Genomic DNA, 23567 nt, shown 5'->3' with positions numbered 1-23567 from the left:
GGCGGCGAGTTCGTCCGCGCACGAGACGCAGTCGGTCGTCAGGGTCATCGGGGGGATTCCGCCCTTCTCACGTACGCGTCCGCGGGCGTACCGCGTTCGCCAGATCAACCAGGCGGATCTTCTCCGCGCCCTGCGTCGCCCGGGCCATCTCCCGGTACGCCGACTCCAGCGCGAACCGCACGTCTCGTTCCGGCTGCGACCCGGCCGGCGGCCCGCCGATCACCGTGGACAGCACGTCGCCGGTGATCGCAACACCCCCGCCGAGGGTCCGCAGCACCTGTTCCAGCAGCTCGGCGCGGAGGGTGGCGAGCTGAGCCGCCTCCACCTCGAGGCGGGCGATCAGGCCGGCCGCGGTGGCCAGCGAGTCCACGTCCACCGTCGCCGCCCGGTGCGACCGGACCAGCGCCCGGATCGCGCCGATCTGCGAACTGGGATAGGCCGACGACGTGCCCGGCACCCGGCTGTAGGCCTCGACCGCGCCGGCCCGGTCGCCGGACTCCAGGCGGCACCGGGCCAGCCCGGCCGCGGCCGTCGTGTAGGCCGGGTCGGTGCGGCTGACCACGTCGTAGTAGCCGCACGCCTTCGCCGGATCGCCGGCCAGCTCGGCGGTGATCCCGAGAGCGAGCTGGGGCGCGAGTTCACCGGGCAGCGCCGACCAGACGGCGTCGAACCGCTGCCGGGCCCGCGCGTGGTCGCCGGTGGAGAGCGCGAGCAGGCCGTCGTACCAGTCGACCCGCCAGTCGTCCTCCAGCGAGTCGCGGACCTCGGCCGCGGCGTCGGCGTCACCCAGGTCGATGTGGGCCCGCATCTGCCGGAGCCCGACCTCGGCGGAGTCCGGCGGCGCCGACGCCAGCTGGGCCAGCACCGTCCTGGGGTCGGCGGCGGTGATCGAGGCGATGACACCGGCCGCCGGGTCGGTCAGGTCCACCAGCGGGGTCGGCAGGTCCTGCCAGCGGGCCCGGTCGTCGCGCAGGTCGGTGCGCAGCTCACCGGTGAACCAGCGGGAGACCGCCGGCCGAGGCGTCCCGTCGGTGGCGAGCACCTGTCGCAGCACGCCCAGCATCTGCTCGGCCATCTCGGCCGCGTCGGCGAACCGCTCGTCCCGGTCGGTACGGGTGGCCCGCACCAGCAGCCGGTAGAACGACTCGTGCCGCCGGTACACCTCGAACTCGTCGCGGTCCGGCAGGCTGTCGGCGAACGTGGACTGGTAGCCCCGGAAGTCGGTGGTGAGCACCGCCAGCGTGCGGCCGATCGTGTAGAGGTCGGACTGCGGTGACGGCCCGTGGGTCGCCATCTCCGGGGCCTGGTAACCGACGGTGCCGTAGATCGCCGCCTCCTGGTCGTCGACGTGCACGACGCCGCCCAGGTCGATCAGCCGCATCTGGTCACCGGACTGGATCACGTTGTCCGGCTTGAAGTCGCAGAAGATCAGGCCACGGTCGTGCAGATAGCCGAAGGCCGGCATGATCTCCAGCACGTAGGCGAGGGCCTGCTCCACCGGCAGCGGCTCGGCCGTCCCGTTGGCGCGGCGGTCCTTCAGGATGTCCTTCAGCGACTTGCCGCCGACATATTCCATGACGATGTAGCCGGCGCCGTCGAGCTCCACGAAGTTGTAGATCTTGACGATGTTCGGGTGCTCGACCTCGGCCAGGAACCGCCGCTCCGCCACCGCGGCCGCCAGCGCGTCCTCATCGCCGGAGTTCAGCAGGCCCTTGAGCACCACCCAGCGGTCCGAGACGTTCTTGTCGACGGCCAGATAGACCCAGCCCAGGCCGCCGTGGGCGAGCGCGCCGACCACCTCGTACTGGCCGGCGACCAGGTCGCCCTTGCTCAGCTTGGGGGTGAAGTTGAATTCCTCGCCACAGTGCGGGCAGAAGCCGGACGAGCGCGCCGGCCGGTCACCACGGGCCCGGCCGACGGCCTTGCCGCACTTCGCGCAGTACCGCTTGGACTCGGGCACCTCGGCCACGGCCATCACCGCGGTCGCCGGGTCCGCGGTGCGGATCGGCGCGATGTCCACCAGGCCACCGCCGAAGCGGCGGACCGATCCGGTTCGCGAGCTGCCCGCGGTGCGGCCACTTCCCCGGGTACGGCTGGAGAACGCGCTGCTGCCTCGGGTGGAGGCGGCGGTGCCCGAACGCTGCGCCGCGACAGCCGGTGTGCCGGTGGAGGCGGCGGTGCCCGACCGCGGCGCCGCGACGGCCGGTGTGCCGGTGGCGGCCGGGGCGAGCCCGCACTCGTCGCAGTACCCGTCCTCGATCGTGCCCCCGCACCCCGGGCGGACGCACATGCCGGACGCCGCGACCGCGACCGGAACCGGAGCGGGGGCGGCGACCGCGACGGGGGCGGCGACGGGCGCGAGCCCGCACGTGTCGCAGTACCCGTCCTCGATCGCGCCGGGGCAGTTGGTGCGCTGGCAGCTGGTCATCGGGCCTCCCGGGCGGCGATGGTGGCGGAGAGCGCGTCCTGGTACGCGTCGACGGCGGCACGTGCCGCCGCCAGGTCACAGGGCGCCTGGAAGAGGGCGTCCCGGGCGGTCTCGGCGAGCGGGCCGAGCCGGGGATCCTCGCCGAGCCCACGACTGAGCGCCTTGGCCCGGAAGGCGTCGAGCCGGCCACGCAGCTCGTTGCGCTCGGCCAGCAGCCCGGCGTTGCGCGACTGCGCCGCCCGCAGCGTGGCCAGCCGCTCCCGGGCCTGCCGGTTCCAGGCCGACAGGCGCGGGCTGATCAACGCCCAGTGGCCCGCGGCGGCGAGCGCGTCGATCGCCGCGAGCTCCGGGCGCGGATCGCTTCCTCGTACCGTGATGATCTGGTGGTCGGGGAACCGCCCGGCCACGGCGTCGCGGGAGGCGTCGGCGGCGCGCTGCGCGGTGTCCAGCTCGGCGGCGACGGTGCGCGCGGCCCGCAGCCGAGACGCCAGCGAGGCCTGCAGCTCCGCCGCGGAGGTGCGCTCCGCGTCCGCCCGCGCGATCAGCGCCCGCGCCCGGTCCAGGCCGGACAGGTCGGCGCCCAGCGGGTCGGCCGCGAGGGTGCCGGTGAGGTCGCCGAGCAGCCGATCGGCCTCACCGAGCAGGCGGTCCGCCTCCGCGGCCAGCCCACCCGCCCCGGCGTGCCGGGTGAGATCACGCACCCTCAGCAGCGAGTCGGCGACCTCGGCGGCGGCCGGCATGCCCCGGCGCCACGCCTCGGCCGCGCCGGTCACGACGGCGACCGCGGTGTTGAACGACGCCTCCATCGCGGCGAGCAACTCGGCCGGTGTGCAGGTGGTGCTGACCTGGCCGGAGCCGAGCAGCCCGCGCTGGGCGAGCGGCACGGTGGCGGTCGACAGGGTGATCGAGGGGCCCAGCACCTCGTGCGTGTAGGCGGCCCGGTCGGTGTCGCTCATCCGCCGCTGGCCGCGCAGCGCCCGGGCCCGGGCGATCACGTCGCCGAGCAGGCGGTGCCCCTGCCAGAGACGGGTCAGGGCCTCGCTCGCCTCGGCCCAGGCCGCCGCTGTCCGCCCGCTGAGCCGGGCCTGGCCCAGCTCCTGCCGGTCCGGGTTCTGGTCGAGTTCGACCAGGTTGGCGGAGACGGCGGCGACCGCCTTCTCCAGCCGGGCCAGCTCGGTGTCGGCGGCGAGCAGCGTGGCCGTCATCGGTACCGTGCCGCGGGAGGCTGCGGGGCCGGGCCGGAGGCGCCCAGCCAGCGGTCGTGCACGGCCTTCCAGGTGCCGTCGGCGCGCATCCTCTCCAGGACGGCGTTGACGAACTCGGTGAGGTCGCGGTTTTTCTTGTCGATCGCGATGGCGTACGGCTCCTCGGTGAAGGGGACGCCGACCACCTTGGCGTACGGGTCCTGCGCGGCCAGCCCGGCGAGGATGGTGTCGTCGGTGGAGATCGCCTCCACCTCGCCCCGCTGGAACGCGACCAGGCACGCGCCGAAGTCGGCCCGGCCCACCGCGACCGGCTTGGGGTCGACGGCGACCTTGCCGATGTTCCCCAGCGAGGTGGACCCCTCGGCGGCGCACACCGTCCGGCCGCCCAGGTCCTCGATCCTCTCGACGGCCGAGTCCTTGCCGACCAGCACCCGCTGCCCGGCCTCGAAGTAGACGGTGGAGAAGTCGACCTGCTCCCAGCGGGTGCAGTTGGTCGTCATGGTGTTGATGACCAGGTCGACCTGCCCGCTGGTGACCGCCTCGATGCGCTTCGCCCGGGGGACGACCCGCACCTCCAGCCGGTTCTCGTCACCGAAGATCGCCTTCGCGATCTGGCGGCCCATGTCGACGTCGAAGCCCTCGATCCGGCCGGTGAACGGATCGCGGGAGGCGAACAGCAGGGTGTCCTGGCTGGTGCCGAGGATCAGCCGGCCGCGGTCGCTGATCTCTCGCAACCGGCCCGTGGCGGGAATCTCCAGGCCTCTCGACGGGCGCCAGCTGGTACGCGCGTCGCAGGCCGGTGGGGAGGCCGGAGCCGCCGTGGTGGCCGCGGGCGCGGCGACCGACGGCGTGGCGGCCGGCTCGGGGACCGGGTCGCCGGTGCACGCGGTCAGCCCGGCCAGCAGCAGGGCGGCCGTGGCGGCGGTGAGGACGGCACGCATCAGCGGTACTCCTCCAGCCGGGCCCGCAGGCCGATCGTCGCGAACACGCAGATCGCCAGGGCGAGCAGCGGGCCCAGCACGGTGAGCGTGCCCAGGCCGCGGCCGGCCGCCCCGATCTCGGCGTCGAAGACGGCCCGCCGGTCGTTCAGAGCGGCGTCCAGGGTGGCGGTGAGCGCCTCGAACGCCTTCGTCGTCTCGTCGCTGACCGCCAGACGGACCGCGCCCTCGTAGTCGCCGCCGTCGTCGAGGGCGCGGATCCGCTGGTGGGCGGCCACGTACGCCTCGTGCCGGGTCTTCGCCTCGTCCATCAGCGAGCGGACGTCGCCGAGCTCCGCATCGTCGAAGGTGATCTGCCCCGCGAGCTTCGTGAACTCCACCTCGAGCTCGCCGTGCCCGGTCCGGGCGGCCAGCGTGAGCGCCTCGTCGGCCCGCTCCCGCAACACCGTGATCCGCTTGTCGGCGAGCGTCTCCACCGGCCCGGAGCCGTCCCGGTCGGCGCTGTCCAGGCGGGTCTGCTGGTGCGCGAACACCACCGCGCAGCCGAGCATCAGCAGCACGGTGAGGGCGGAGGCGGCCAGCAGCGGCACGTTGAAGGTGCGGCGGGTGCTGCGGCTCAGGTGGATCTGCGTCCAGACCAGCACGACGGACAGCGCCACCGTCAGCACCAGCAGCAGCATCAGCCACCAGGTGCTGCGGGCGCTGTCGTAACCGGCGCCCGCGTCGCGTCGCGCCTCCCGGAACAGGGCCTGCGCCTGCGGCTGCAGGGTCTCCCGGTTGAGCTGCGAGGCGGTGGACAGGTAGGCGGCGCCGACCGGCTTGCCCTGCCGGTTGAGGGCGCGGGCGGTGGCGATCAGCGCGGTGTAGTCGCCGAGACCGGTGGAGATCGCACGGATCGCGTCGGCGGCCCGGCCGTCGTCTCGCGTGCGGCGGGCGGCCCCGGTGAGGGCGGTGGCCGCGGCGGCCATCTTCTCGTCATAGCGCCGGGTCAGCTCGGGCGGCTCCAGACCGCCGGTGATGAAGGCCTGCGCGGCGGTGGTGTCGGCGTCGGCGAGGGCGGCGTGGACGGTCTCCGCCTCGGCCAGCAGCGGCTGGGCGCGGTCGCCCAGATCGGCGGTGCCGGTGGCGGCGGACCGCGCGGCCAGCCCGGTGACCAGCCCGGTGAGGGCGGCGAGCGCGAGGACCGTGACGAGCAGCAGTTGAAGGCGGCCGGGCGAGGTGTGCCGCAGCCCGGCGAGGCGTGCCAACGCCGCGCGGGGTGGCGCCTGAACTGCTGTCACTCTGGTGGCCTCTCGCTGAGGGATCGCACGTCCACTGTGCGTCATGAGCGCAAGTGATCATCGCTCGGGGGGACCGGGATGGAGGCGAGTCTCCGAACCGCGGGGCGCCCGGCGGAATCCGCCGGGCGCCCCGTCTCGGCACAGGTCAGCTCAATTCGCGTTTGAGCAGCTTGCCGGTCGCCGTCATGGGCAGCGACTCGACGATCCTCACGATCCGCGGGTACTTGTAGGAGGCCATCTGCTCCTTGCTCCAGGCGACGATCTCGTCCTCGGTGGCCGAGGCGCCCGGCTTGAGGATCACGAACGCCTTGACCTCCTCGCCGTGGCTCGGGTGCGGCACGCCGATCACCGCGGCCAGGGACACCGCCTCGTGGGTGAGCAGGACCTCCTCGATCTCCCGTGGGTAGACGTTGAAGCCACCCCGGATGATCATGTCCTTGGCCCGGTCGACGATGTAGTAGAAGCCGTCCTTGTCGCGGCGGGCCAGGTCACCGGTGCGGAACCAGCCGTCCCGGATCACCTCGGCCGTCGCCTCCGGGCGCCCGTAGTAGCCGCGCATGATGTTGTGCCCACGGATCGCGATCTCGCCGATCTCGTCGGGGTTGTCGATGCTGTTCCACTCCGCGTCGATCAGTTTGACCTCGACGCCCCAGATCGGGATGCCGATCGAGCCCGGCCGCGGGTCGCTGTCCGGGTCGCTGAAAGTCGCCACCGGAGACGTCTCGGACAGGCCGTACCCCTCCAGGATGGTGACCCCGAAGCGCTCCTTGACCGCCTTGATGATCTCCACCGGAAGGCTGGAACCGCCAGAGACCGCGACCCGCATGTTGCGGGCGATCCGGTCCACGTCGACGCCCTCGCCCAAGGCGTTGAGCAGGCCCCAGTACATCGTCGGCACGCCCGCGAAGAACGTCACGTTCTCCGACTGGAGCAGCTGCACCGCGGCCGCCGCGTCGAAGCGGGGGAGCAGCACCAGCGTGGACGCGGTGGCGAACCCGGCGTTCATGTTGACCGTCGAGCCGAACGAGTGGAACAGCGGCAGCACCAGCAGGTGGGTGTCGGTGGCCGGCTGGCTGCCGAAGAGCCGGTTGCAGGTCAGCGCGTTGAGCACCAGGTTCGAGTGCGACAGCTCGGCGCCCTTCGCCTGGCCGGTGGTGCCGCTGGTGTAGAGGATCACGGCCGGGTCGGTCTCGGCGCGCTGCACGGTCTCGAACAGCGGCGACTGCCCGGCCAGCGCCGAACCCAGCGTCTCGGCGCCCTCGATCGGCGACGCGGCGGCCGGGTCGGCGGTGATCAGGAAGAAGTGCTCGGCGCCGTCCACCTCCTGGAAACCGGCGAAGCCCTCGGTGCCCATGGGCAGCTCGGGAGTGCCCTGGAAACAGAGGTACGCCTTGGCGTCCGAATCCTTCAGGTGGTACGCGATCTCGCGGCCCTTGAGCAGCACGTTCAGCGGGACCACGACCGCGCCGGCCTTGAGGATGCCGTAGTAGACGATCGGGAAGTAGGGCAGGTTCGGGCAGGTGAGCGCGACCTTGTCACCGGGCTGGACGCCACGCGACCGCAGCAGCCCGGCCACCTGGTTGGCCGCGGCGTTCACCTGCGCGTAGGTCAGGCGCTGCGAGCCGAGCACCACAGCGGCGCGCTCCGGGTAGTGGCGGGCACTGTCCTCCAGGAGAACGGAGAGGTTGAGCATGTGGTGGAACCCTTCTTACCCGTGAGTACCTACTCGTGAGTGGTGACTGCCGTCTCATCCCAACACGGGCACCCCGTACGCCGAAACCCTTCGTTTCACCTTTGTTTCGTCCGGCCAATTGGTTAAGTCCGGCCATTTCGTGCCGATGGCCTCGACGTGGGAATCCCGGTGTTGGATGCGGTACACGTGGGCCGTCAGCCGATCTTCGACGCTGACGGCGTCGTCGTGGCTTACGAACTGCTGTTCCGCGGTCGTATGGACGACATCGCGTCGGGGCGGCAGGACACCTACGCCACCAGCGCCGTCATGGTGAACGCGTTCACCGAATTCGGAATCGCCGAGGTGGCCGGCAACCGGCCGTGCTTCATCAACCTCACCCGCGAGTTCGTGACCGGGCAGCTCCCGCTGCCGTTCGGGCCCGAACAGGTGGTGCTGGAGGTGCTGGAGACGGTCGACGTCGACGACGAGGTGATCGCCGGGCTGACCGCCCTCGCCGAGGCCGGTTACAAGATCGCCCTCGACGACTTCGTCTGGGGCTCCGGCCACGAGCGGCTGCTGGGGCTGGCCTCGTACGTCAAGCTCGACCTGCTCGACGGCGACCTGAGCCGGCTCGGCGAGATCGTCGCCGCCTGCCGCGAACATCCGCGCATCGAGCTCGTCGCCGAACGCCTGGAGACCGCCGATCAGGTGGCGATCGCCGACCACTTCGGCATGGAACTGCGCCAGGGGTACGCGCTGAGCCGCCCCCAGGTCCTCAGCACCCCCAGCCTCTCCCCGTCCCGGCTGCGCCGCCTCGAACTCGTCGCCGCCCTGATGTCACCCGACGTCCCGCTCGACAAGGTCACCTCGATCATCGTCAGCGACCCGGCACTGGCCCTGCGCGTGCTGCGGGTCAGCAACTCGGTGGCGGCCGGCGTCGTCAGCCGGATCTCCTCGGTCCGGCAGGCGGTCATGCTGGTCGGCCTCACCCGGATCCGCCGCTGGGCCACCCTCATGGTCGTCGACGACGTGGCCGAGGCGCCCGAGGAGCAGCTGCTCACCGCCCTCACCCAGGCACGCCTCTGCGAGAACCTGGCGCCACGGTTCGGCGCTGACCCGGGGGCCGCCTTCGTCGCGGGCCTGGTCACCGGAATGGCCGGACTGATGGCGTCCACCCCGGCCGCGATGGCCGAGCAACTACCGCTCACCATCGAGGTCTCCGACGCGCTCACCGCCGGGACCGGACGGCTCGGAGCGCTGCTGACAGCGGTCCGCGCCTACGAGGCCGGTGAGTGGGGCAGCGGCGAACTGGCCGGGCTCTCCCTCGACGCGATGCGGTGGTCGACCCGGACGCTCACCGCGGCGCACCGGTTCTCCCCGGGCGCCGCCCGGCGCCGTGGCCCGGTCGGCCGCGCCGGCTAGATCTCCGCCGGCCGTCCGCCCTGTTGGGTCTTGGCCGGGCGGCAGGGCCTGTGGGGTTTCTGCTCGTTGGCTGAGTCCGTTTGATCACTGCTGGTCCGTTGGGTCTGCTGAGTCTCCGGTGCGCGCGGAGGTGACCTCGCCGAGCGGTGTCGTGAGTCGGCGAGGTCACCTCGCCCGGCCGGTGCTGTCGTGGCCGGTGCCCCGGCCAGGCCCCGGGCCGGCGGCAGCCGCCTCGCCGGCCGGCCCGAGCCAGAGGCGGGCCAGCGAGGTACGCACAACGGTCTGGATCGCGACCAATATTCGGGCATGTCGGGGCTTTCGGCTGGTTCTGGGCTCCCCTCTAGTCCTGGGCTTCCGGCCGGTCCCTGGACCTCCGCCTGGCTCGGGGTCCTCGCGGCCGGACTCAGCCCGCCCGGCGTAGCACCGGGACCGCCGTCGACAGGACCGCCAGAACCACACAGACCCCGGTCACCACGGCCGCCGTCCCCCACGGGACGACCAGGGCGATGTCCCGGCCGATCTCGTTCTCCACGGCGGCGCGGACCCCGGCGAGCGAGACGACCGCCACCAGCCCACCGAGGACGGCTCCGGTGGCCACCGCGAGCAGAGCCTCGGCGGAGACGACCCGCAGCACCTGGCCGGTGCCGGCACCGGCCAGGCGGAGCGCACGGAACTCGGTGCGGCGCGCGGCCGTGGCCATCAGCAGAGTGTTGCCGACGGCGATGGCGGTGTAGCCGGCGGTCAGTCCGATCAGCGCGAGCAGGAACAGGTCGACCAGCCGGCCCTCCTCCTCGACCTCCTCCATCACGAAGTCGTGCACCGGCAGGGCACGGGCGCCGATGACGGGCACGGCCGGGTCTTCCAGCACGACAATGCTGGTCAGAGCGTCCGGATCGTGCTGGCGGACCAGTTCCCGGGGCAGGCCGACCTCGTCCCCGATCCGGCTGACCGGAAGCGCCGTCACCGCCCCGTCGACGAACCGGACCGTCACGGTGTCTCCCGCCTCGGCCTGGAGTTGGGCGGCGGTGAGCCGGTCGAGGACGAGACCGTCACCGCCGCCCGTCGCGGATCCGCCGGTCGTCACATCACCGTGGGTGAGCAGCAGCCGGGTGGTGAGCGCCGGTTCGGCGCCCTGAGCCGTCACCGCTGCCGTGGACAGGCCGGGCGTGCCGTCCGGGACCAGCACGTTCGCCTCCGGGTACTTCGCGGTCTCATCGAACCCGGCCGCCACCTCGATGGTCGCCACCATGCCCGCGAGCAGCATCGTCAGTCCTACGGTCGCCAGCACCGGAGCGGCGGTGGACGCCACCCGCCGCACCCCGGTCAGGGTGCCCTCGCGCACCAGCATGCCGGTCGCGGTGCCCCGCCACGGCCCGGCCACCGCCCGAACCAGCGGCCCGATCAGCACCGGTGACAGCAACGCGGCGGCCGTGAGCAGCAGCATCGCCGCGCCGAGACCGACGGTGACCTGCGACTCCAGCGGGAACGACGACATCCCGGCGAGCAGCGCGCCACCCGCGGCCGCGCCGAGCACCCCGGCCACCCAGCGCACCGGAGTCATCGGCCGCGGGTCGACGGCGGCCTCGCGCAACGCGTCCAGCGGCGGGATCCGGCTGGCCCGGCGTGCCGCCGCGGTGACGCCGAAGAGCGCCACGACCAGACCGAGCAGCACCGCACCGGCCAGCGCGACAGGCTGCCGGGTGACGGTGAAACCGGCCGGCTCCAGACCGAAACGGACCATCGGTTCGGCCAGCAGCGGCGCCGCGGCCGCGCCGGCGGGCGCTCCGATCAGCCCGGCGAACACGGCGATCAGAGTGGTCTCGGCATACATCAGGCGCCGTACCTGACCGGGCGTCGCGCCGACCGCACGCAGCAGGCCCAGCTCGCGTCGTCGCTGTGCGGCGCTCAGCGCGCACGTCGACGCGACCACGAAGACGGTGGCGAACGTGCCGAGCATGACCAGCGCGATCAGCAGCTGCGCGCCAAGCCAGCGGATCCGGGTCACGCTCACCGGCTCCAGCGCGTCCCGCTCCGCTCCGGAGCGGACCACCCCCTCGGCGCCGATCACGGTCCGGGCATCACCGGCCACTCGCGGCACGTCGCCGGTCACGGTCATTCCGATCACGTGTACGCCCGAAGCACGCTTCCGAGCCTCCTCGTCGGCGAGGTAGAACCCGGGACCGTCGACCGTGCCCGTGACCGTCCACGTCTCCGGCCCAGCCGACGTCAGAACCTCGATCGTCGTCCCCGCCCCTGTCTTGCCGGCTGTCGCTGTCCCGCCTGCCGTCGCCCCGCCGGGCGCTGCCTTGCCGCTCGTGGCCCCGCTGGAGACCCGATCATCGGCTGTGGTCCTGCTGGGCGTCGTCCTGCTGGGCGTCGTCTTGCCGGGTGCCGTCTTGCCGGGCGTCGTCCCGCCGGCTGTCTGATCATCGGTCGTGGTCATGCTCTGCGTCGTCTTGTCGGGCGATGTCTTGCCGGGGGCTGCCGCGCCGGGTGTCGCCGGGCCGGCGGCCGTGCCGCCGAGTGCCACCTCGCCGGGTGCGGCCGGTGCGCGTCCCGAGGTCAGCCGGTAGCCGCCGAGCACCGCCGACGACCAGGCGTGTCCGTCGACCAGCGCGGCCTGAGGGTCGCCGGCCGGCCGGCCCGCCTCGACCCGCTGCACGTAGAACCAGGGATCGGGGACCGCGGCCGCCACACCCGGCACCGCGCCCAGCCGGGCCGCCAGACCGGCTGCCTCCTCCGCGGTCCACGCCCGCCGGTCCCGGTCGTCGCCGGTGCCCGGGTCGGGCGGGGTCACCAGCACCGGCGCCTGGTCGTAGCGGGCCGGCGCCTGCGGGCGCGAGCTCAGGTAGAGGGTGGCCGACCCGGCGACGACGGCCACTCCCAGGAACACCGCTACGAACGTGCCGGCGAAACTCGCGAACCGGTGCCGGACCATCGCCCACGCCGCGCTCATCGGGTGACCGCTTCCAGGCGGGCCGTGTGCAGGGCGATCCGCTCGGCGCCGACCATGCCGGGCAGCTCGCCGACGACCCGGCCGTCGGCCAGGAACACCACCCGGTCGGCGGTGGCCGCTGCCACCGGATCGTGGGTGACCATCACGATCGTCTGCCGATGCCGGTCCACCGCGGCGCGGAGCAGGCGCAGCACCCCCGCCCCCGACGCGGCGTCCAGCGCCCCGGTCGGCTCGTCGGCGAAGAGGACCGCCGGCCGCGACACCAGCGCGCGGGCGATGGCCACCCGCTGCTGCTGGCCGCCGGACAGCTCCGGTGGCCGATGCCCCTCGCGCCCGTCGAGGCCCACCTCGGCCAGCATCGTGGCCACCTCACCGCGCTGTGGTCGGCGCCCGGCCAGGCGCAGTGGCAACGCCACGTTCTGTGCCGCGGTCAGCGCCGGGACCAGGTTGAACGACTGGAAGACGAAACCCACCCGGGAGCGGCGCAGACGGGTCAGGGCACGCTCGCTCAGCCCGCCCAACGGCACGCCGTCGATGATCACCTCGCCGCTGGTGACCCGGTCGAGACCGGCCGCGCAGTGCAGCAGCGTCGACTTGCCGGAACCGGACGGACCCATGACCGCGGTGAAGGTGCCCGGCTCGAACCGGGCGTCGACCCTGTCCAATGCCGTGACCGAGCGCTCACCTGAACCGAAGGTCCTGGCCGCCGCCCTCAGCTCGACCGCTGGTGTCTCGTGATTCGTCATGCCGCTCAGCCAACCGGCCGGAGGCGCCCGGCACAGTCGTGCGGGATCGACACCTGATGGTATATCCAGCACTACCGACGGCGTCACAGCCGGCCGGTAGCGTGCCTGCCATGCCGCCCCGCACCGCGCTCGAAGCGCTCACCCTGCGGCCGACCGTGCTGTTGCGATCGTCGTGGCCGTGGCGCTCGCTCGCCTATCTGGCGAGTGGAGCGCTCCTCGGTGTCGCCATCATCGCCGCGGTGGTGGCCCTGCTGGCTGTCGGCACCGTCCTGGCCGTGGTGCTCGTCGGTGTCGCGGGCTATGTGGCGTGCCTGCTCGCCGGCATCGTGGTGGCCCGGATCGAGCGGCGGCGTTTGCGCCTGGTCGACGAGGAAGAGCTGCACGACCCGCATCAGCCGCCACCGCGGGCCGGGCTGCGCGCCTGGGTCGCCCTCCGGCTGCGGGAGGAGGCGACGTGGCGCGAGCTGTTCTACGCGGCGCTGTCGGCGGCGATGCTCTGCTGGATGGACCTGCTGGTGCTCGGCGGCGTGGCATACACGCTGATGATCTCGGTCGGCGCGCCGTTGGTCATCGATGACGAAGGACTCGCCACCACTCTGCCTGCCACGTTCGCCGGCCTGCTGCTGGGGCCGATCCTGGTCTATCCGGTGATCGCCTGGGCGGGCGCCCGCGCCGCCATGGCACGGGCCATGCTCGCGCCACGCGACGACGCCCTCCTGATCGAGGTGACCCGCTCCCGGGCCCGGCTCGTCGACGCCTTCGAGGTGGAGCGCCGGCGCATCGAGCGCGACCTGCACGACGGCGCGCAGCAGCGGCTCGTCGCGCTCAGCATGCAGCTCGGGCTCGCCCGCCTGGAACTGCCACCCGGGTCACCCGGCGCCGGGCCGGTCGCCGCCGCGCACGAGCTGGCCAAGCAAGCGCTCACCGATCTGCGGGAGCTGATCCGCGGCGTACACCCGAAGGTTCTGACCGATCGTGGTCTGGCGGCGGCCGTGGGGGAGGCCGCCTCCGTCGCGCCGCTGCCGGTCGATCTCGACCTGCGCCTGCCGGGGCGGTTGCCGGGTCCGGTCGAGGTGACGGCGTACTTCGTGGTGTCCGAGGCGCTCACGAACGTCGCCAAGCACGCCCTCGCCGAGCGCGCTCACATCACCGCCTACGTCGACGGCGGGCGGCTCGTGGTGCGGGTGCGCGACGACGGACGTGGCGGGGCCGACCCGGCGGCAGGGTCGGGCCTGGTGGGGCTCGCCGACCGGGTCGCGGTCCTGGACGGCGCCGTGACTCTCTCCAGTCCGGCCGGTGGTCCTACGCTGCTGCACGTGGAGATTCCGGTGCCGGCATGAGCGGGTTGCGTGTGGTGATCGCCGAGGACGGACTGATCGTCCGGGAGGGCGTGGCCGGAATGCTGCGCCATTTCGGACACGAGGTGGTCGCCGCGGTCGGTGACGCCGTCGCGTTGCGAGATGCGGTGGCGCGAGAAAAACCGGACGTGGTGGTCACCGACGTGCGGATGCCGCCCCGTTTCAGTGACGAGGGTCTGCAGGCGGCGATCGCGATGCGAGCCGAAGACCCCACCCTGCCGGTGCTGGTACTCAGCCAGTACGTCGAGCAGACCTACGCCGCCGAACTCCTCGACTCCGACCATCAGAGTGGGGTGGGCTACCTGCTCAAGGACCGGATCGGTGAGGTCACCGAGTTCGTGGACGCGCTGGTGGCGGTGGCAGCCGGCCGCACCGTGGTGGACCCGGAGGTGGTCCGTCAACTGCTCGGCCGGCGCCGTGACCCGCTGCACCGGCTGACCGCCCGCGAGCGGGAGGTTCTCGCGCTGATGGCCGAGGGCCGTTCGAACACGGCGATCGCCCGGCAGCTCGTGGTCACCGAGGCGATGGTCGCCAAGCACATCGGCAGCCTGCTCGCCAAGCTGGACCTGCCACCGGACTCCGACGACCACCGCCGCGTCCGCGCCGTTCTGGCCTACTTACGCGGCTGACCCTGGCGGTGGGCGGAGGCGGCGGTTGGGGGTGGTGATGGTGCATCGGTCGTTGACGTGGCGGCGGTTAGTCGCCGATCGCGACGGTGATCGTCGCGAGTAGGCCGATGGTCGGGTCGAATCGGTCGCGTGGCACCACGTTCAGGGTTCCCCCGGTCGCCGGCTGCTGTTCCTCGGCGGGGGCGAGTCCCGTGGCGATCTGCCCGGCGATCTGCTCGGGGACGAGCAACGGGCCGCAGTACGTCACCGTCCGCCCGCCGGCGAGGTAGCCACCGACGTGCACGTACGCGGTGATCTGTACCGGCTGTCCCGGCTCGCGGCCGGGATGGACGGTACGGAATTCGGCGTACCCCTCGGGGTCGGTCACCTGTGCGCCGCGCACCTCGTCGTCGCCGGTCGCGTCTCGGTGCCGTAGGTCGACGACGGCCGCGCCTACCGGCGAACCGTGGAGGGCGTCCAGGACCCGGATCCGCAGCATCAGTGGCACCCCGGGACGGTCGCCGGCGATGTTCCGGCGCACGAGTTCGAGCGGCAGCTGCCCGGTCTGACCCGGTTCTGCGAGGGGTAGCCGAGCCGGCTGCGGCCCCCGGTTCACCGGCCGCGGCACCGGCCTGTTGATGACCGGTGTGCTGCCACTCTCCTCATTGCGCACTGCCCACCCCCGTTGTAGATCACGTCAACGGAGTTGATCTTCCAGGAGAAACGGCATTCTCGTGCGTTTTTGACTCTTTTGTCCGCTGTCCAATGTCTTCGTGACGCCTTCTGTAACAACGGGCGGGCATACTTCCTGGAACGTCTGAGCCTGCGAGGCCGGTACCCCACGCGCCCGGGGTGCGGCCGCCAGGACCGCACCAGCCGGAGAGCGGTCCCCGGGTCGCCTCCCCTGGAGGCGCCCGGCGCGGGTGCCGCGGGCGAGCGGGCTCGTTGCCGCGACCGCCCGCCCGTGGCACCTGTCGGTCAGCAATCCGCTGGTTCCCCGTGCTGTCACGCCCGATGAGACGATCGTGCGGTCACGCCCGATGAGACGATCGTGCGGTCACGCCTGCCGAGACGATCGTGCGGTCACGCCCGCTGAAACCGCACTGAGAATCGGTGACGACATGGACGACCAGCCGGGTTCTGGAACTAGCGGCCGAGCCGGCGGTACAGGCGCACCGCCAACGGCCCGAACACCGCGATCAGCGCGACCGGCCAGGCCATCGCCAGCGACAGCGCGTGCTCGGCCGGCCAGGAGTCCGAGCCGAGGCCGGGGTTGCCGAACAGCTCACGGATCGCGTTCGTCGTCGCCGACACCGGATTCCACTCCGAGACGGTGCCCAGCCAGCCCGGCATCAGCTCCGGCGCCACGAAGGCGTTGGAGACCGCGCTCAGCGGGAAGGCCAGCGGGAACACGATCATCGCCACCGTGTCCGGGTTCGGTGTGGCCAGGCCTAGAACCACGCCTACGCAGCTCAGTGCCAGTCGCAGCAGCAGGAGCAGCCCGAGTGCCGCCAGCAGGTTGCCGATGCCGTGGTGCCAGCGCCACCCGACGAGCAGGCCACACACCACCAGCACCGCCGTCTCCAGCATCGCCCGCGCCAGGTCGGCGGTCACCCGGCCGCTGATCAGCGCGGACCGGGCGGTCGGCATGGACCGGAACCGGTCGACCACGCCCCGGCCCACGTCGACCGAGATCGCGGTGGCGGTCGCGCCGATCCCGTAGAGCATCGTCATCGCGAAGACGCCCGGGATCAGGAACTCGCGATAGTTGCCGCCGCCCGGAACCGCCATTCCGCTGCCGAACACGTAACCGAACACCAGCACGAACATGATCGGCAGGGAGAAATAGATGACGATCTCCTCCGGCGCCCGTATCACGTGCCGCAGGTAGCGCCCGGTCATCACCCAGCCGTCAGCCACCGCGGTCCTCATGCCGCCGCCCCCGATCGCTCGCCGGAGAGAGGACGCTCGTCGGGAGCGTCGGGAGCGTCGGGAGCGTCGGGAGCGTCGGGAGCGTCGGGAGCGCCGGGAGCGCCGGGAGCGCCGGGAGCGCCCGGCGGACCGGGCGGACCGGAATGGGCTGGCGGCGTCGAAGGCGCGCGGTCGGCGCGGTCGCCGGTCAGGTGCAGGAACGCCTCGTCCAAGGTGGGGCGGTGCACGCCGACGTCGGCGACGGTGATCCCCGCCTGCTGCAGCGCCGGCACCACCGCGAGCAGCGCACCCACCCGGTCGGCGACCGGCACCCGCAGTCGCCGCCGGTCGGAGTCCACGTCCGGCTGAGCGCCGGTGATCCGTTCCACCAGGGCGGCCGCGTCGCCGAGCCGGTCCGGATCCCGGACCACCACTTCGAGACGGTCCGCCCCGAGCGCCGCTTTCAGTTCGTCGGGGCTGCCCTCGGCCACCACCCGGCCGGCGTCCACCACCGCGATCCGCCCGGCCAGTTGGTCGGCCTCCTCCAGGTACTGGGTGGTGAGCAGCACCGTCGTCCCGTCGGCGACCAGGCCGCGGACCGCCGCCCACACCTGGGTGCGGCTGCGCGGGTCCAGTCCCGTGGTCGGTTCGTCGAGAAACAGAACCCGTGGCCGCCGGATCAGGCTGGCCGCCAAGTCGAGACGCCGTCGCATCCCGCCCGAATAGTCCTTCGCCGACCGTCCGGCGGCCGCGGTCAACCCGAACCGTTCCAGCAGTTCGTCCGCGCGGCGCTGAGCGTCTCGCCGCGCCAGGTGGTGCAGCCGGCCGAAGAGCACCAGGTTCTGCCTGCCGCTGAGCGCATCGTCGACGGCAGCGTACTGGCCGGTCAGCGCGATCCGCTCGCGTACCAGGGCGGGTTGCCGTGTCACGTCCGCGCCGGCCACCTCCGCCCGGCCGGCGTCGAAACGGAGCAGGGTGGAGAGCGCTCGTACGGCGGTGGTCTTGCCGGCCCCGTTCGGCCCCAGCAGCCCGTAGATGATGCCCGGCGGCACCCGCAGATCGAAACCGTCCAGCGCGGTGGCGCCCTGCCCACCGCGATACCGTTTGCGCAGCCCTTCGGCCACGATCGTGGATGTCATGCGGTCAGGCTCGCGTCCCGCGCTGACGGCTCGCGCACCGTTCGCTGACGGTCCGCGCACCGCCGCCTCCGAGCGGGCGGCGAGAGCGACAGGAGAGCGGCTAACTGAGGCGGACGCGTTGGTACGACGTCGCGCACACCCTCGGATCCTCCTCAGCCTCCGGCACGGACCACGCGGACCACGCGGACCACGCGGACCACGCATGGCTTCAGGGCGGGGCGAGCGGTCTGGTCGGTCAGGGGCGGTTCGGCGGCCTTGTCGGCCAGCGGAGCGCAAGCGGTCTGGTAGGTCTGGGGAGGGTGGGTGCCTTTGTCGGCTAGGGGACGGCGAGCGGTCTGGTCGGTCGGGGAAGAGGAGTGGCGTCGTCGCTTACCGGAAGACAGCCGGAGGACAGGCGGAGGGCGGGCGGGGGCAGGCGGAAGGCAGGTGGCGTCGCTGCTCAGGAGGGTGACCGCCTCGTCGTTCAGGGTAGAGCGAGCGCCTCGTCAGCGCTGAGGGCGGCGCCCGCGGCGAGGGCGTCCGCGAAGCGCCGCGGTCCGAGCGTGGCACGGGCAGCGGCGGCCGCCCGGGCAGCCGGCTCCGAACCCTCCGGGTCGGCGCGCAGACCGAGGGCACGGACCGCGCCGAGCAGCCGGGCGGCCCGCACCGGATCACCGGTGGCGGCGGCCAGGCCGGCGAGCCGGTCGAAGGCCTCCGCCATCCCGGGGAAGCCGATCATGCCGCCGCGGATCGTGAAGACCTCGCGGTAGCGGGTCACAGCGGTCGCCGGGTCACCGGACAGTTCGGCGATCCGGCCCAGCACGATCAGGATCGCCATCCGGGTGCCGTCGGCGCTGTACCAGCCCGCCGGGCAGGCGGCCAACGCCGCCGAGCAGTACCGGAACGACTCCGGCAGGTCTCCGCGCGCCAGAGCGAGCGACCCCAGGCCGAGCAGCCCGGCGGCCGCCAGTTCCGGGGCGCCCGCTTCGCGGGCGACTTCGGCGGCGCGGGTGAAGTCGGCGGCCGCGCCGTCGGGGTCGCCGGTGTCCATCCGGGCCTGGCCACGGCCGCGCAGCAGGTCGGCGACGTCGACGGCGGCGCCGAGCTCTCCGGCCAGGCGCAGCGCCTCGTCGGTCGGCGGGATGGAAGCGGCCGGGTCGCCCCGCCAGGCGGCCAGTTCGGCGAGGCCGGAGAGGGCCAGGATGGCGCCCCAGCGGTCGCCGATGGCCCGGAAGCCGGCCAGCGCGGACCGGAACTCGGGTTCGGCCTGGGCCGGGTCGGCGCCCGCGAACAGCAGCATCCAGCCGCTGCCGATGCCGCCCAGTGCCCGGCTCCACGAGTCGTCGGCGATCTGCTCGCGTAGTTTGCGGTTGAGTTCGACGACACCGGCCGGGTCGTCGTCGGGTGGGCCGACCGCCATCGCCGACAGGTAGAGCAGGAACGGCTGGGCCGGCGCCGACGTCAGCGTCCGCATGTAGCCGGCCCAGCGGGCCGCCGCCCCGCCGGCCGCACCGGTGCCGAGGGCGGCGTTGAAGACGCTCAGCACGTACTCCTCGGTGTGGCCGGGAGGGGGTTCCGGCCCGACCGCGCGCAGCGCCAGATCGGCCAGGGCGGCGGCCTCGACCCGCAGCCCGCGCAGCCACCAGTAGAAGGACAGGGCGGAGACCAGGCGCAACGCCGTCGAAGGCGTGTGTTCCGCGGTCCGCCGCAGGGCGGCGTGCAGGTTGTCGCGTTCGGCGTCGAGCCGGTCCAGCCAGGTGAGCTGGTCCGCGGTGCGCAGGCGGGCGTCGGCGCGGGCCGCGAACTCCAGGAAGTGTTCGGCGTGCGCCCGCCACAGCCGGTCACGTTCGCCAGACTCGGCGAGTCGCTCCGCGGAGTACGCCCGGATCGTCTCCAGCATGCGGTAGCGGTCGCCGTCCCGCTCGATCAGAGACTTGCCGACGAGCCCGGCGAGAACCTCCACGGTCACCGACCGAGAGCCGCCCCCGCGACTGGCGGTGTCAGAGACGCTGCCCCCGCGATCAGCGGTGTCAGAGGCGCCGGCCCGGGGAACGGTTTCGCCGGTGTGGAAGGCCCCGAACCCGCGCACCTCTTCGTCGGTGTCGAAGGCGCAGATCCGTTCGACGGCGTCCAGCGTGGCTCCGCCCGCGAAGACGGTGAAACGGCGGGCCAGCACCCGTTCCGGTTCGGTGAGCAGATCCCAGCTCCAGGCGACGACGGCCCGCAGCGTCCGGTGCCGGCTCTCCGCGGTGCGGCTGCCGTGGGAGAGCAGCCGGAAACGGTCGTCGAGCCGGGCGGCGATCTCGGTGACGGGCAGCGCGTGCATGCGGGCCGCGGCGAGCTCGACAGCGAGCGGAAGGCCGTCGAGGGTGCGGCACAGCCGATGGACGACGGCGGCGTTCTCCGTGGTGACGGCGAATCCGCGCACGACGTCGGCGGCCCGGTCGGCGAAGAGCTGGACGGCCGGCGCCTCCGGCAGGCCACCGACCGGGCAGAGCGCCTCCCCGGTGATGGCGAGCGGTTCCCGGCTGGTGGCGAGGATCCGCAGTCCGGGCGCGCCGGCCAGCAGCCGGGCGGCCAGGTCGGCGGCCGCGGCGACGACGTGCTCGCAGTTGTCCAGGACGAGCAGGAGCCGCCGTTCGGCGAGCGCCGTCACCAGCCGGTCCAGGACGCCGGGAGGCGCGAACGCGGTGGCCGGGGCGGCCGGGCTGTTCAGCACCACGTCGCGCAGACCGAGGGCGACCAGGACCGCGCGGGGCACGTCGTCGGGGCCGGCGGCGGCGAGTTCCACGAAATGCACGTCGCCGGAGTGCCGGGCCGCGATCTCGGCGGCGAGCCGCGTCTTGCCCGCGCCACCCGGTCCGTGCAGGGTCACCAGCCTTCTGGTACGCAACGCGGCCGCGACCCGCGGCAGTTCGTCGTCGCGCCCGACGAAGCTGGTCAGCTGGCTCGGCACCCCGTGCCGTACCGGTCCGCGGGCCGCCCTGACCGGGCCCGCTCCGGACTGCACGGGGTCGGGCATGGACTGCGCGGGGCCGGGCACGAACTGCGCGGGGATGGCTGCGGGCCGCCGGAGCAGGGTGGTGTGCAGGGCTGCCAGCTCCGGCGAAGGATCGGCGCCCAGTTCCTCGGCGAGGGTGCGGCGCGCGTCCTCGTACGCCGCCAGTGCCTCGGCCGGACGGCCCGCCGCCGCGAGGGTGCGCATCAGCAGCGCGCGCAGGCGTTCCCGCAGCGGATGCGCGGCGATCAAGTCGCGCAGCCCGGCCACGGCGTGCGGCACGGGAGCACCGGTCGCGGCCTCCGCCTCGTACAGATCTTCGACGGCGCCGAGGTGCAGTTCGGTGAGGCGGCTGACGTGCGCGTGCGCGAACGGCGCGTCGCGGACGTCGGCGAGTGGCTCGCCGCGCCAGAGGGCGACCGCCTCGCGCAGTGGCGGGATCGCGCCGGCCGGATCGGCGGCGGCGAGGGCCCGGCGGCCGGCGGCGGCGAGGTCGGCGAAGCGGTGCGCGTCGACCTCGTCGCGGGGCACGGCCAGCCGGTACCCGGCCGGATCGAGTTCGACGGGCAGTTCCTGCCGGAGCCGGGACACCTGCGACTGGAGGGCGTTGCCGGCCCCGGCCGGTGGCTCGTCGCCGTAGAGGCCGTCGATGAGCCGGTCGATCCCGGCGGGGCGGCCGGCGTCGAGCAGCAGCATCGCGAGCAGCGCCCGTTGCCGGGGCCCGCCGGGCGGGATCGGGGTCCCGTCCGGTCGGTGCGCCCGCAGAGGGCCGAGGATGCCGAACCGCATGGCGACGATTCTGCCGCGTGCGGGCATCGACGTGTCATCAGGCCGCGACCGCCGGTTCTCCAGAGGGCCCGGTCGGCGACGGTGACGGTGCGGATTCGAGGTTCACCCCCGGATGCCGGCGGCCTGCCGTCCGGTGGTGATCCGGGTGCGGGCAGGCCCGCGGCGGAAGACGAAGGCCCGCTGGATCGCGTACCCGGCCAGGAAGAGCAGCACTTCGGCGGCCACCTTGCTCAGCACCAGCGAACCGGTCGCCGCGTTCAGCGCGTGCAGCAGCGCCACGTTGGCGGTGAGCGAGGCGAGAGCGAGGGCGGCGTACCGGGGCGCGGCCCGCCGGTGTGGAATCCGCGCGCACCCGCCGAACACGGCGCCGCGGTTGACCGAGTAGTTGAGGGTCGCGCTGACCAGCCGGGCGGCGATCGCCGAGAGGGCGAGGTGGCCGGTCCAGGTGACGAGCCCGGCCAGCAGGGCGGCGTCGACAGCGAATGCCAGCAGCGACGAGCCGGCGAAGGCGAGCAGCGGCCCGTAGATCCGCGCCGAGTCGATCACCGGCCGGAAGTGCGACGAGCTGTTGCCGTCCAGGTAGACGGTGGCGATCGGAACCTCGTCGATCGGCTTGCGCTCGCGGGCCGCGCGCAGCAGAAGCCGCAGTTCGTACTCGAAGCGGTCGCCCGGCACCCGGCCCAGCCAGGGCAGCATGCGGGCCGGGTAGCCGCGCAGGCCGGTCTGGGTGTCGGTCACCGCGCACCCGGTGACCAGCTTGAAGATCATCCTGGTCGCGGTGTTGCCGAACCGGCTGCGCGCCGGCACCGGCCCGGTGAACCGGCGCACGCCGAGCACCATCGCCGCATCCGAGAGCTCCACCCGCGCGGCGACCGCCTCGATGTCCTCGACCCGGTGCTGGCCGTCGCTGTCCGCACAGACCACATCCTCGCCCGGACAGCGGTTCCGGATGTGGGCGAACCCCGCTTTCAGCGCGAAACCCTTACCCCGGTTCCGGCTCAGGGTGATCACTTCGGCGCCGGCCCGGCGGGCGGCCTCAAACGCTGCGGCGTACGAGGGACCGCTCCCGTCGTCGACCACGAGGACACGGTGCCGGTCCAGTCGTCCGACCAGTTCCGCGAGCCGGTGGTCCGGCTGGTACGCGGGAATCAGCACGATCACGGCGATCAGCCCGCGACGTAGAGGATGTCGCTGGTGCCGCGCTCCCGGCCTTTGCCGAGCGGGTTGTTGACCAGTGCGCCGCCGAAGACCATCGCCGACGAGCCGCCACCGTCCAGGTTGTACGCCGTGCGCGCCCCCCGGTCGGCGAAGATCTGCGCGAACTCCGGCATGGTGACGCCCCGGCTGTATCCGCTGCTGCGCCCGTCCACCACGACGAACAGCAGGTGGTTGTTGTCCACGACGCCGATGCCGGTGCGTGGCTGCCGGCCCTGGATCGAGTGGTTGCCGAAGTTGGTGTCGACCTCCATCCGGTCGATCCCGGAGATCACCGCGCCGTCGTCGACCAGCCCCGGCCCGAAGGACAGCGTGTTCCACACCCCGTCGCTGATCAGCTTGCCGGCGCTGGTGGCGGTCTCGTCGTAGAGCTTCATCGACCCGTCCGCGTAGAGCGCCAGCCCCTGCCGGGCGCCCGCGTCGCGGAACGTCACCCCGTTGCGGATGACGATGCCGGTGTCGCGGAAGCCGTAGTAGTCGCCGTTGATCGCGAGCACCGCGCCCACCCCGGCGGCGATCTCCGACGGGTCGGCGATGATGTTCGCGCCGAACTGGTCGCCGGCGAACGCCGACCGGACGATCGTCGCGTCGGTGACCCGCACGTCCGCCACGAAGTAGGTGACCGTGTCGTCGCCCGACCCGGCCGACACCGTCTCGATGGCGATCGTCGCGGTGTCACTGCGGTAGCTCGTCGCGGTCGCGCTGCCGGTGCTGTCCGGCTCGGCCACGACCACGTTCTGTGCGGCCAGAGTGGAGGCGCCGGTCACCTCGACGTGGTCGAGGACGTAGCGGTCGAGGGCCCAGGCGCCGCCACCGCCGGCGGCCGCCAGCAGGCCGAGTCCGCCGGCGAGAAGGCCCCGGCGGTTGATCCGGCGAGGCTGGTTCGGTACGGGGTTCGTCGTCACGCAACGCAGTCAACCGGC

General features: G+C 73.1%; 16 protein-coding genes. 3 read left to right on the top strand and 13 right to left on the bottom strand.

Going from position 1 to position 23567, the window contains the following annotated elements; all coding sequences use genetic code 11:
- Window positions 1-67: 67 nt before the first annotated feature.
- The 5 genes from QLQ12_RS15980 to QLQ12_RS15960 form a co-directional block, all read right to left on the bottom strand.
- Window positions 68-2428 carry a serine/threonine-protein kinase gene (locus QLQ12_RS15980; protein WP_282760703.1) on the bottom strand — a complete coding sequence of 787 codons (2361 nt, stop codon included), beginning with the start codon at window positions 2426-2428 and terminating at the stop codon, window positions 68-70.
- Window positions 2425-3633 (bottom strand): hypothetical protein, encoded by a 1209-nt coding sequence (locus QLQ12_RS15975; RefSeq protein WP_282760702.1) that lies wholly within the window; start codon window positions 3631-3633, stop codon window positions 2425-2427. Before QLQ12_RS15975 ends, QLQ12_RS15980 begins: the two co-directional genes overlap by 4 nt.
- Window positions 3630-4574 carry a glutamate ABC transporter substrate-binding protein gene (locus tag QLQ12_RS15970; RefSeq protein ID WP_282760701.1) on the bottom strand — a complete coding sequence of 315 codons (945 nt, stop codon included), beginning with the start codon at window positions 4572-4574 and terminating at the stop codon, window positions 3630-3632. Before QLQ12_RS15970 ends, QLQ12_RS15975 begins: the two co-directional genes overlap by 4 nt.
- Window positions 4574-5851 carry a hypothetical protein gene (locus QLQ12_RS15965; RefSeq protein ID WP_282760700.1) on the bottom strand — a complete coding sequence of 426 codons (1278 nt, stop codon included), beginning with the start codon at window positions 5849-5851 and terminating at the stop codon, window positions 4574-4576. Before QLQ12_RS15965 ends, QLQ12_RS15970 begins: the two co-directional genes overlap by 1 nt.
- Before the next feature lie 145 nt (window positions 5852-5996).
- Window positions 5997-7544, bottom strand: a complete 1548-nt coding sequence (locus tag QLQ12_RS15960) for a long-chain-fatty-acid--CoA ligase (RefSeq protein WP_282760698.1) — start codon at window positions 7542-7544, stop codon at window positions 5997-5999.
- Between the two features lie 168 nt (window positions 7545-7712).
- Between QLQ12_RS15960 and QLQ12_RS15955 the strand changes: the two genes are divergently transcribed.
- Window positions 7713-8945 (top strand): EAL and HDOD domain-containing protein, encoded by a 1233-nt coding sequence (locus QLQ12_RS15955; protein ID WP_282760697.1) that lies wholly within the window; start codon window positions 7713-7715, stop codon window positions 8943-8945.
- A 403-nt stretch (window positions 8946-9348) separates the two neighbouring features.
- Here QLQ12_RS15955 and QLQ12_RS15950 read toward each other — a convergent pair whose 3' ends face one another.
- Together QLQ12_RS15950 and QLQ12_RS15945 are read right to left on the bottom strand one after the other, a co-directional pair.
- Window positions 9349-11901: an ABC transporter permease gene (locus QLQ12_RS15950; protein ID WP_282760695.1), complete on the bottom strand. Its 2553-nt coding sequence runs from the start codon at window positions 11899-11901 to the stop codon at window positions 9349-9351.
- Window positions 11898-12647, bottom strand: coding sequence for an ABC transporter ATP-binding protein (locus QLQ12_RS15945; protein ID WP_282760693.1), 750 nt, complete (start codon window positions 12645-12647; stop codon window positions 11898-11900). Before QLQ12_RS15945 ends, QLQ12_RS15950 begins: the two co-directional genes overlap by 4 nt.
- A 110-nt stretch (window positions 12648-12757) precedes the next feature.
- Here QLQ12_RS15945 and QLQ12_RS15940 point away from each other — a divergent pair, with 110 nt between their 5' ends.
- Together QLQ12_RS15940 and QLQ12_RS15935 are read left to right on the top strand one after the other, a co-directional pair.
- Complete coding sequence (locus tag QLQ12_RS15940; protein WP_282760692.1) at window positions 12758-13987, top strand: sensor histidine kinase; 1230 nt, start codon at window positions 12758-12760, stop codon at window positions 13985-13987.
- Window positions 13984-14634 (top strand): response regulator transcription factor, encoded by a 651-nt coding sequence (locus QLQ12_RS15935; protein ID WP_282760691.1) that lies wholly within the window; start codon window positions 13984-13986, stop codon window positions 14632-14634. The genes QLQ12_RS15940 and QLQ12_RS15935 overlap by 4 nt, the downstream gene beginning before the upstream one ends.
- A 67-nt stretch (window positions 14635-14701) precedes the next feature.
- Here QLQ12_RS15935 and QLQ12_RS15930 read toward each other — a convergent pair whose 3' ends face one another.
- The 6 genes from QLQ12_RS15930 to QLQ12_RS15905 all read right to left on the bottom strand — a co-directional run bounded on the left by QLQ12_RS15930 (window position 14702) and on the right by QLQ12_RS15905 (window position 23549).
- Complete coding sequence (locus QLQ12_RS15930; protein ID WP_282760690.1) at window positions 14702-15154, bottom strand: peptidase associated/transthyretin-like domain-containing protein; 453 nt, start codon at window positions 15152-15154, stop codon at window positions 14702-14704.
- Between the two features lie 605 nt (window positions 15155-15759).
- Window positions 15760-16545 (bottom strand): ABC transporter permease, encoded by a 786-nt coding sequence (locus QLQ12_RS15925; protein ID WP_282760689.1) that lies wholly within the window; start codon window positions 16543-16545, stop codon window positions 15760-15762.
- Complete coding sequence (locus tag QLQ12_RS15920; RefSeq protein ID WP_282760688.1) at window positions 16542-17663, bottom strand: ATP-binding cassette domain-containing protein; 1122 nt, start codon at window positions 17661-17663, stop codon at window positions 16542-16544. The genes QLQ12_RS15925 and QLQ12_RS15920 overlap by 4 nt, the downstream gene beginning before the upstream one ends.
- 463 nt (window positions 17664-18126) lie before the next feature.
- Window positions 18127-21429, bottom strand: a complete 3303-nt coding sequence (locus QLQ12_RS15915) for an ATP-binding protein (protein WP_282760686.1) — start codon at window positions 21427-21429, stop codon at window positions 18127-18129.
- A gap of 102 nt (window positions 21430-21531) precedes the next feature.
- Window positions 21532-22584, bottom strand: a complete 1053-nt coding sequence (locus QLQ12_RS15910) for a bifunctional glycosyltransferase family 2/GtrA family protein (protein WP_282760685.1) — start codon at window positions 22582-22584, stop codon at window positions 21532-21534.
- An 11-nt stretch (window positions 22585-22595) separates the two neighbouring features.
- Complete coding sequence (locus tag QLQ12_RS15905) at window positions 22596-23549, bottom strand: phosphodiester glycosidase family protein (protein WP_282760683.1); 954 nt, start codon at window positions 23547-23549, stop codon at window positions 22596-22598.
- Between the last annotated feature and the right edge of the window lie 18 nt (window positions 23550-23567).

The sequence above is a fragment of the Actinoplanes sandaracinus genome (assembly GCF_030009775.1).
Lineage (GTDB): Bacteria > Actinomycetota > Actinomycetes > Mycobacteriales > Micromonosporaceae > Actinoplanes > Actinoplanes sandaracinus.
The sequence above is the reverse complement of the archived record's forward strand: the minus strand, read 5'-3'. Positions and strand labels throughout refer to the sequence as shown.

Excerpts from the sequence above, each read along its gene's own strand:
- QLQ12_RS15975 (WP_282760702.1), bottom strand. The coding sequence starts at position 3,633 with ATGACGGCCACGCTGCTCGCCGCCGACACCGAGCTGGCCCGGCTGGAG.
- QLQ12_RS15940 (WP_282760692.1), top strand. The coding sequence starts at position 12,758 with ATGCCGCCCCGCACCGCGCTCGAAGCGCTCACCCTGCGGCCGACCGTG.
- QLQ12_RS15925 (WP_282760689.1), bottom strand. The coding sequence starts at position 16,545 with ATGAGGACCGCGGTGGCTGACGGCTGGGTGATGACCGGGCGCTACCTG.
- QLQ12_RS15980 (WP_282760703.1), bottom strand. The coding sequence starts at position 2,428 with ATGACCAGCTGCCAGCGCACCAACTGCCCCGGCGCGATCGAGGACGGG.
- QLQ12_RS15970 (WP_282760701.1), bottom strand. The coding sequence starts at position 4,574 with ATGCGTGCCGTCCTCACCGCCGCCACGGCCGCCCTGCTGCTGGCCGGG.
- QLQ12_RS15935 (WP_282760691.1), top strand. The coding sequence starts at position 13,984 with ATGAGCGGGTTGCGTGTGGTGATCGCCGAGGACGGACTGATCGTCCGG.
- QLQ12_RS15915 (WP_282760686.1), bottom strand. The coding sequence starts at position 21,429 with ATGCGGTTCGGCATCCTCGGCCCTCTGCGGGCGCACCGACCGGACGGG.
- QLQ12_RS15920 (WP_282760688.1), bottom strand. The coding sequence starts at position 17,663 with ATGACATCCACGATCGTGGCCGAAGGGCTGCGCAAACGGTATCGCGGT.
- QLQ12_RS15950 (WP_282760695.1), bottom strand. The coding sequence starts at position 11,901 with ATGAGCGCGGCGTGGGCGATGGTCCGGCACCGGTTCGCGAGTTTCGCC.
- QLQ12_RS15960 (WP_282760698.1), bottom strand. The coding sequence starts at position 7,544 with ATGCTCAACCTCTCCGTTCTCCTGGAGGACAGTGCCCGCCACTACCCG.
- QLQ12_RS15945 (WP_282760693.1), bottom strand. The coding sequence starts at position 12,647 with ATGACGAATCACGAGACACCAGCGGTCGAGCTGAGGGCGGCGGCCAGG.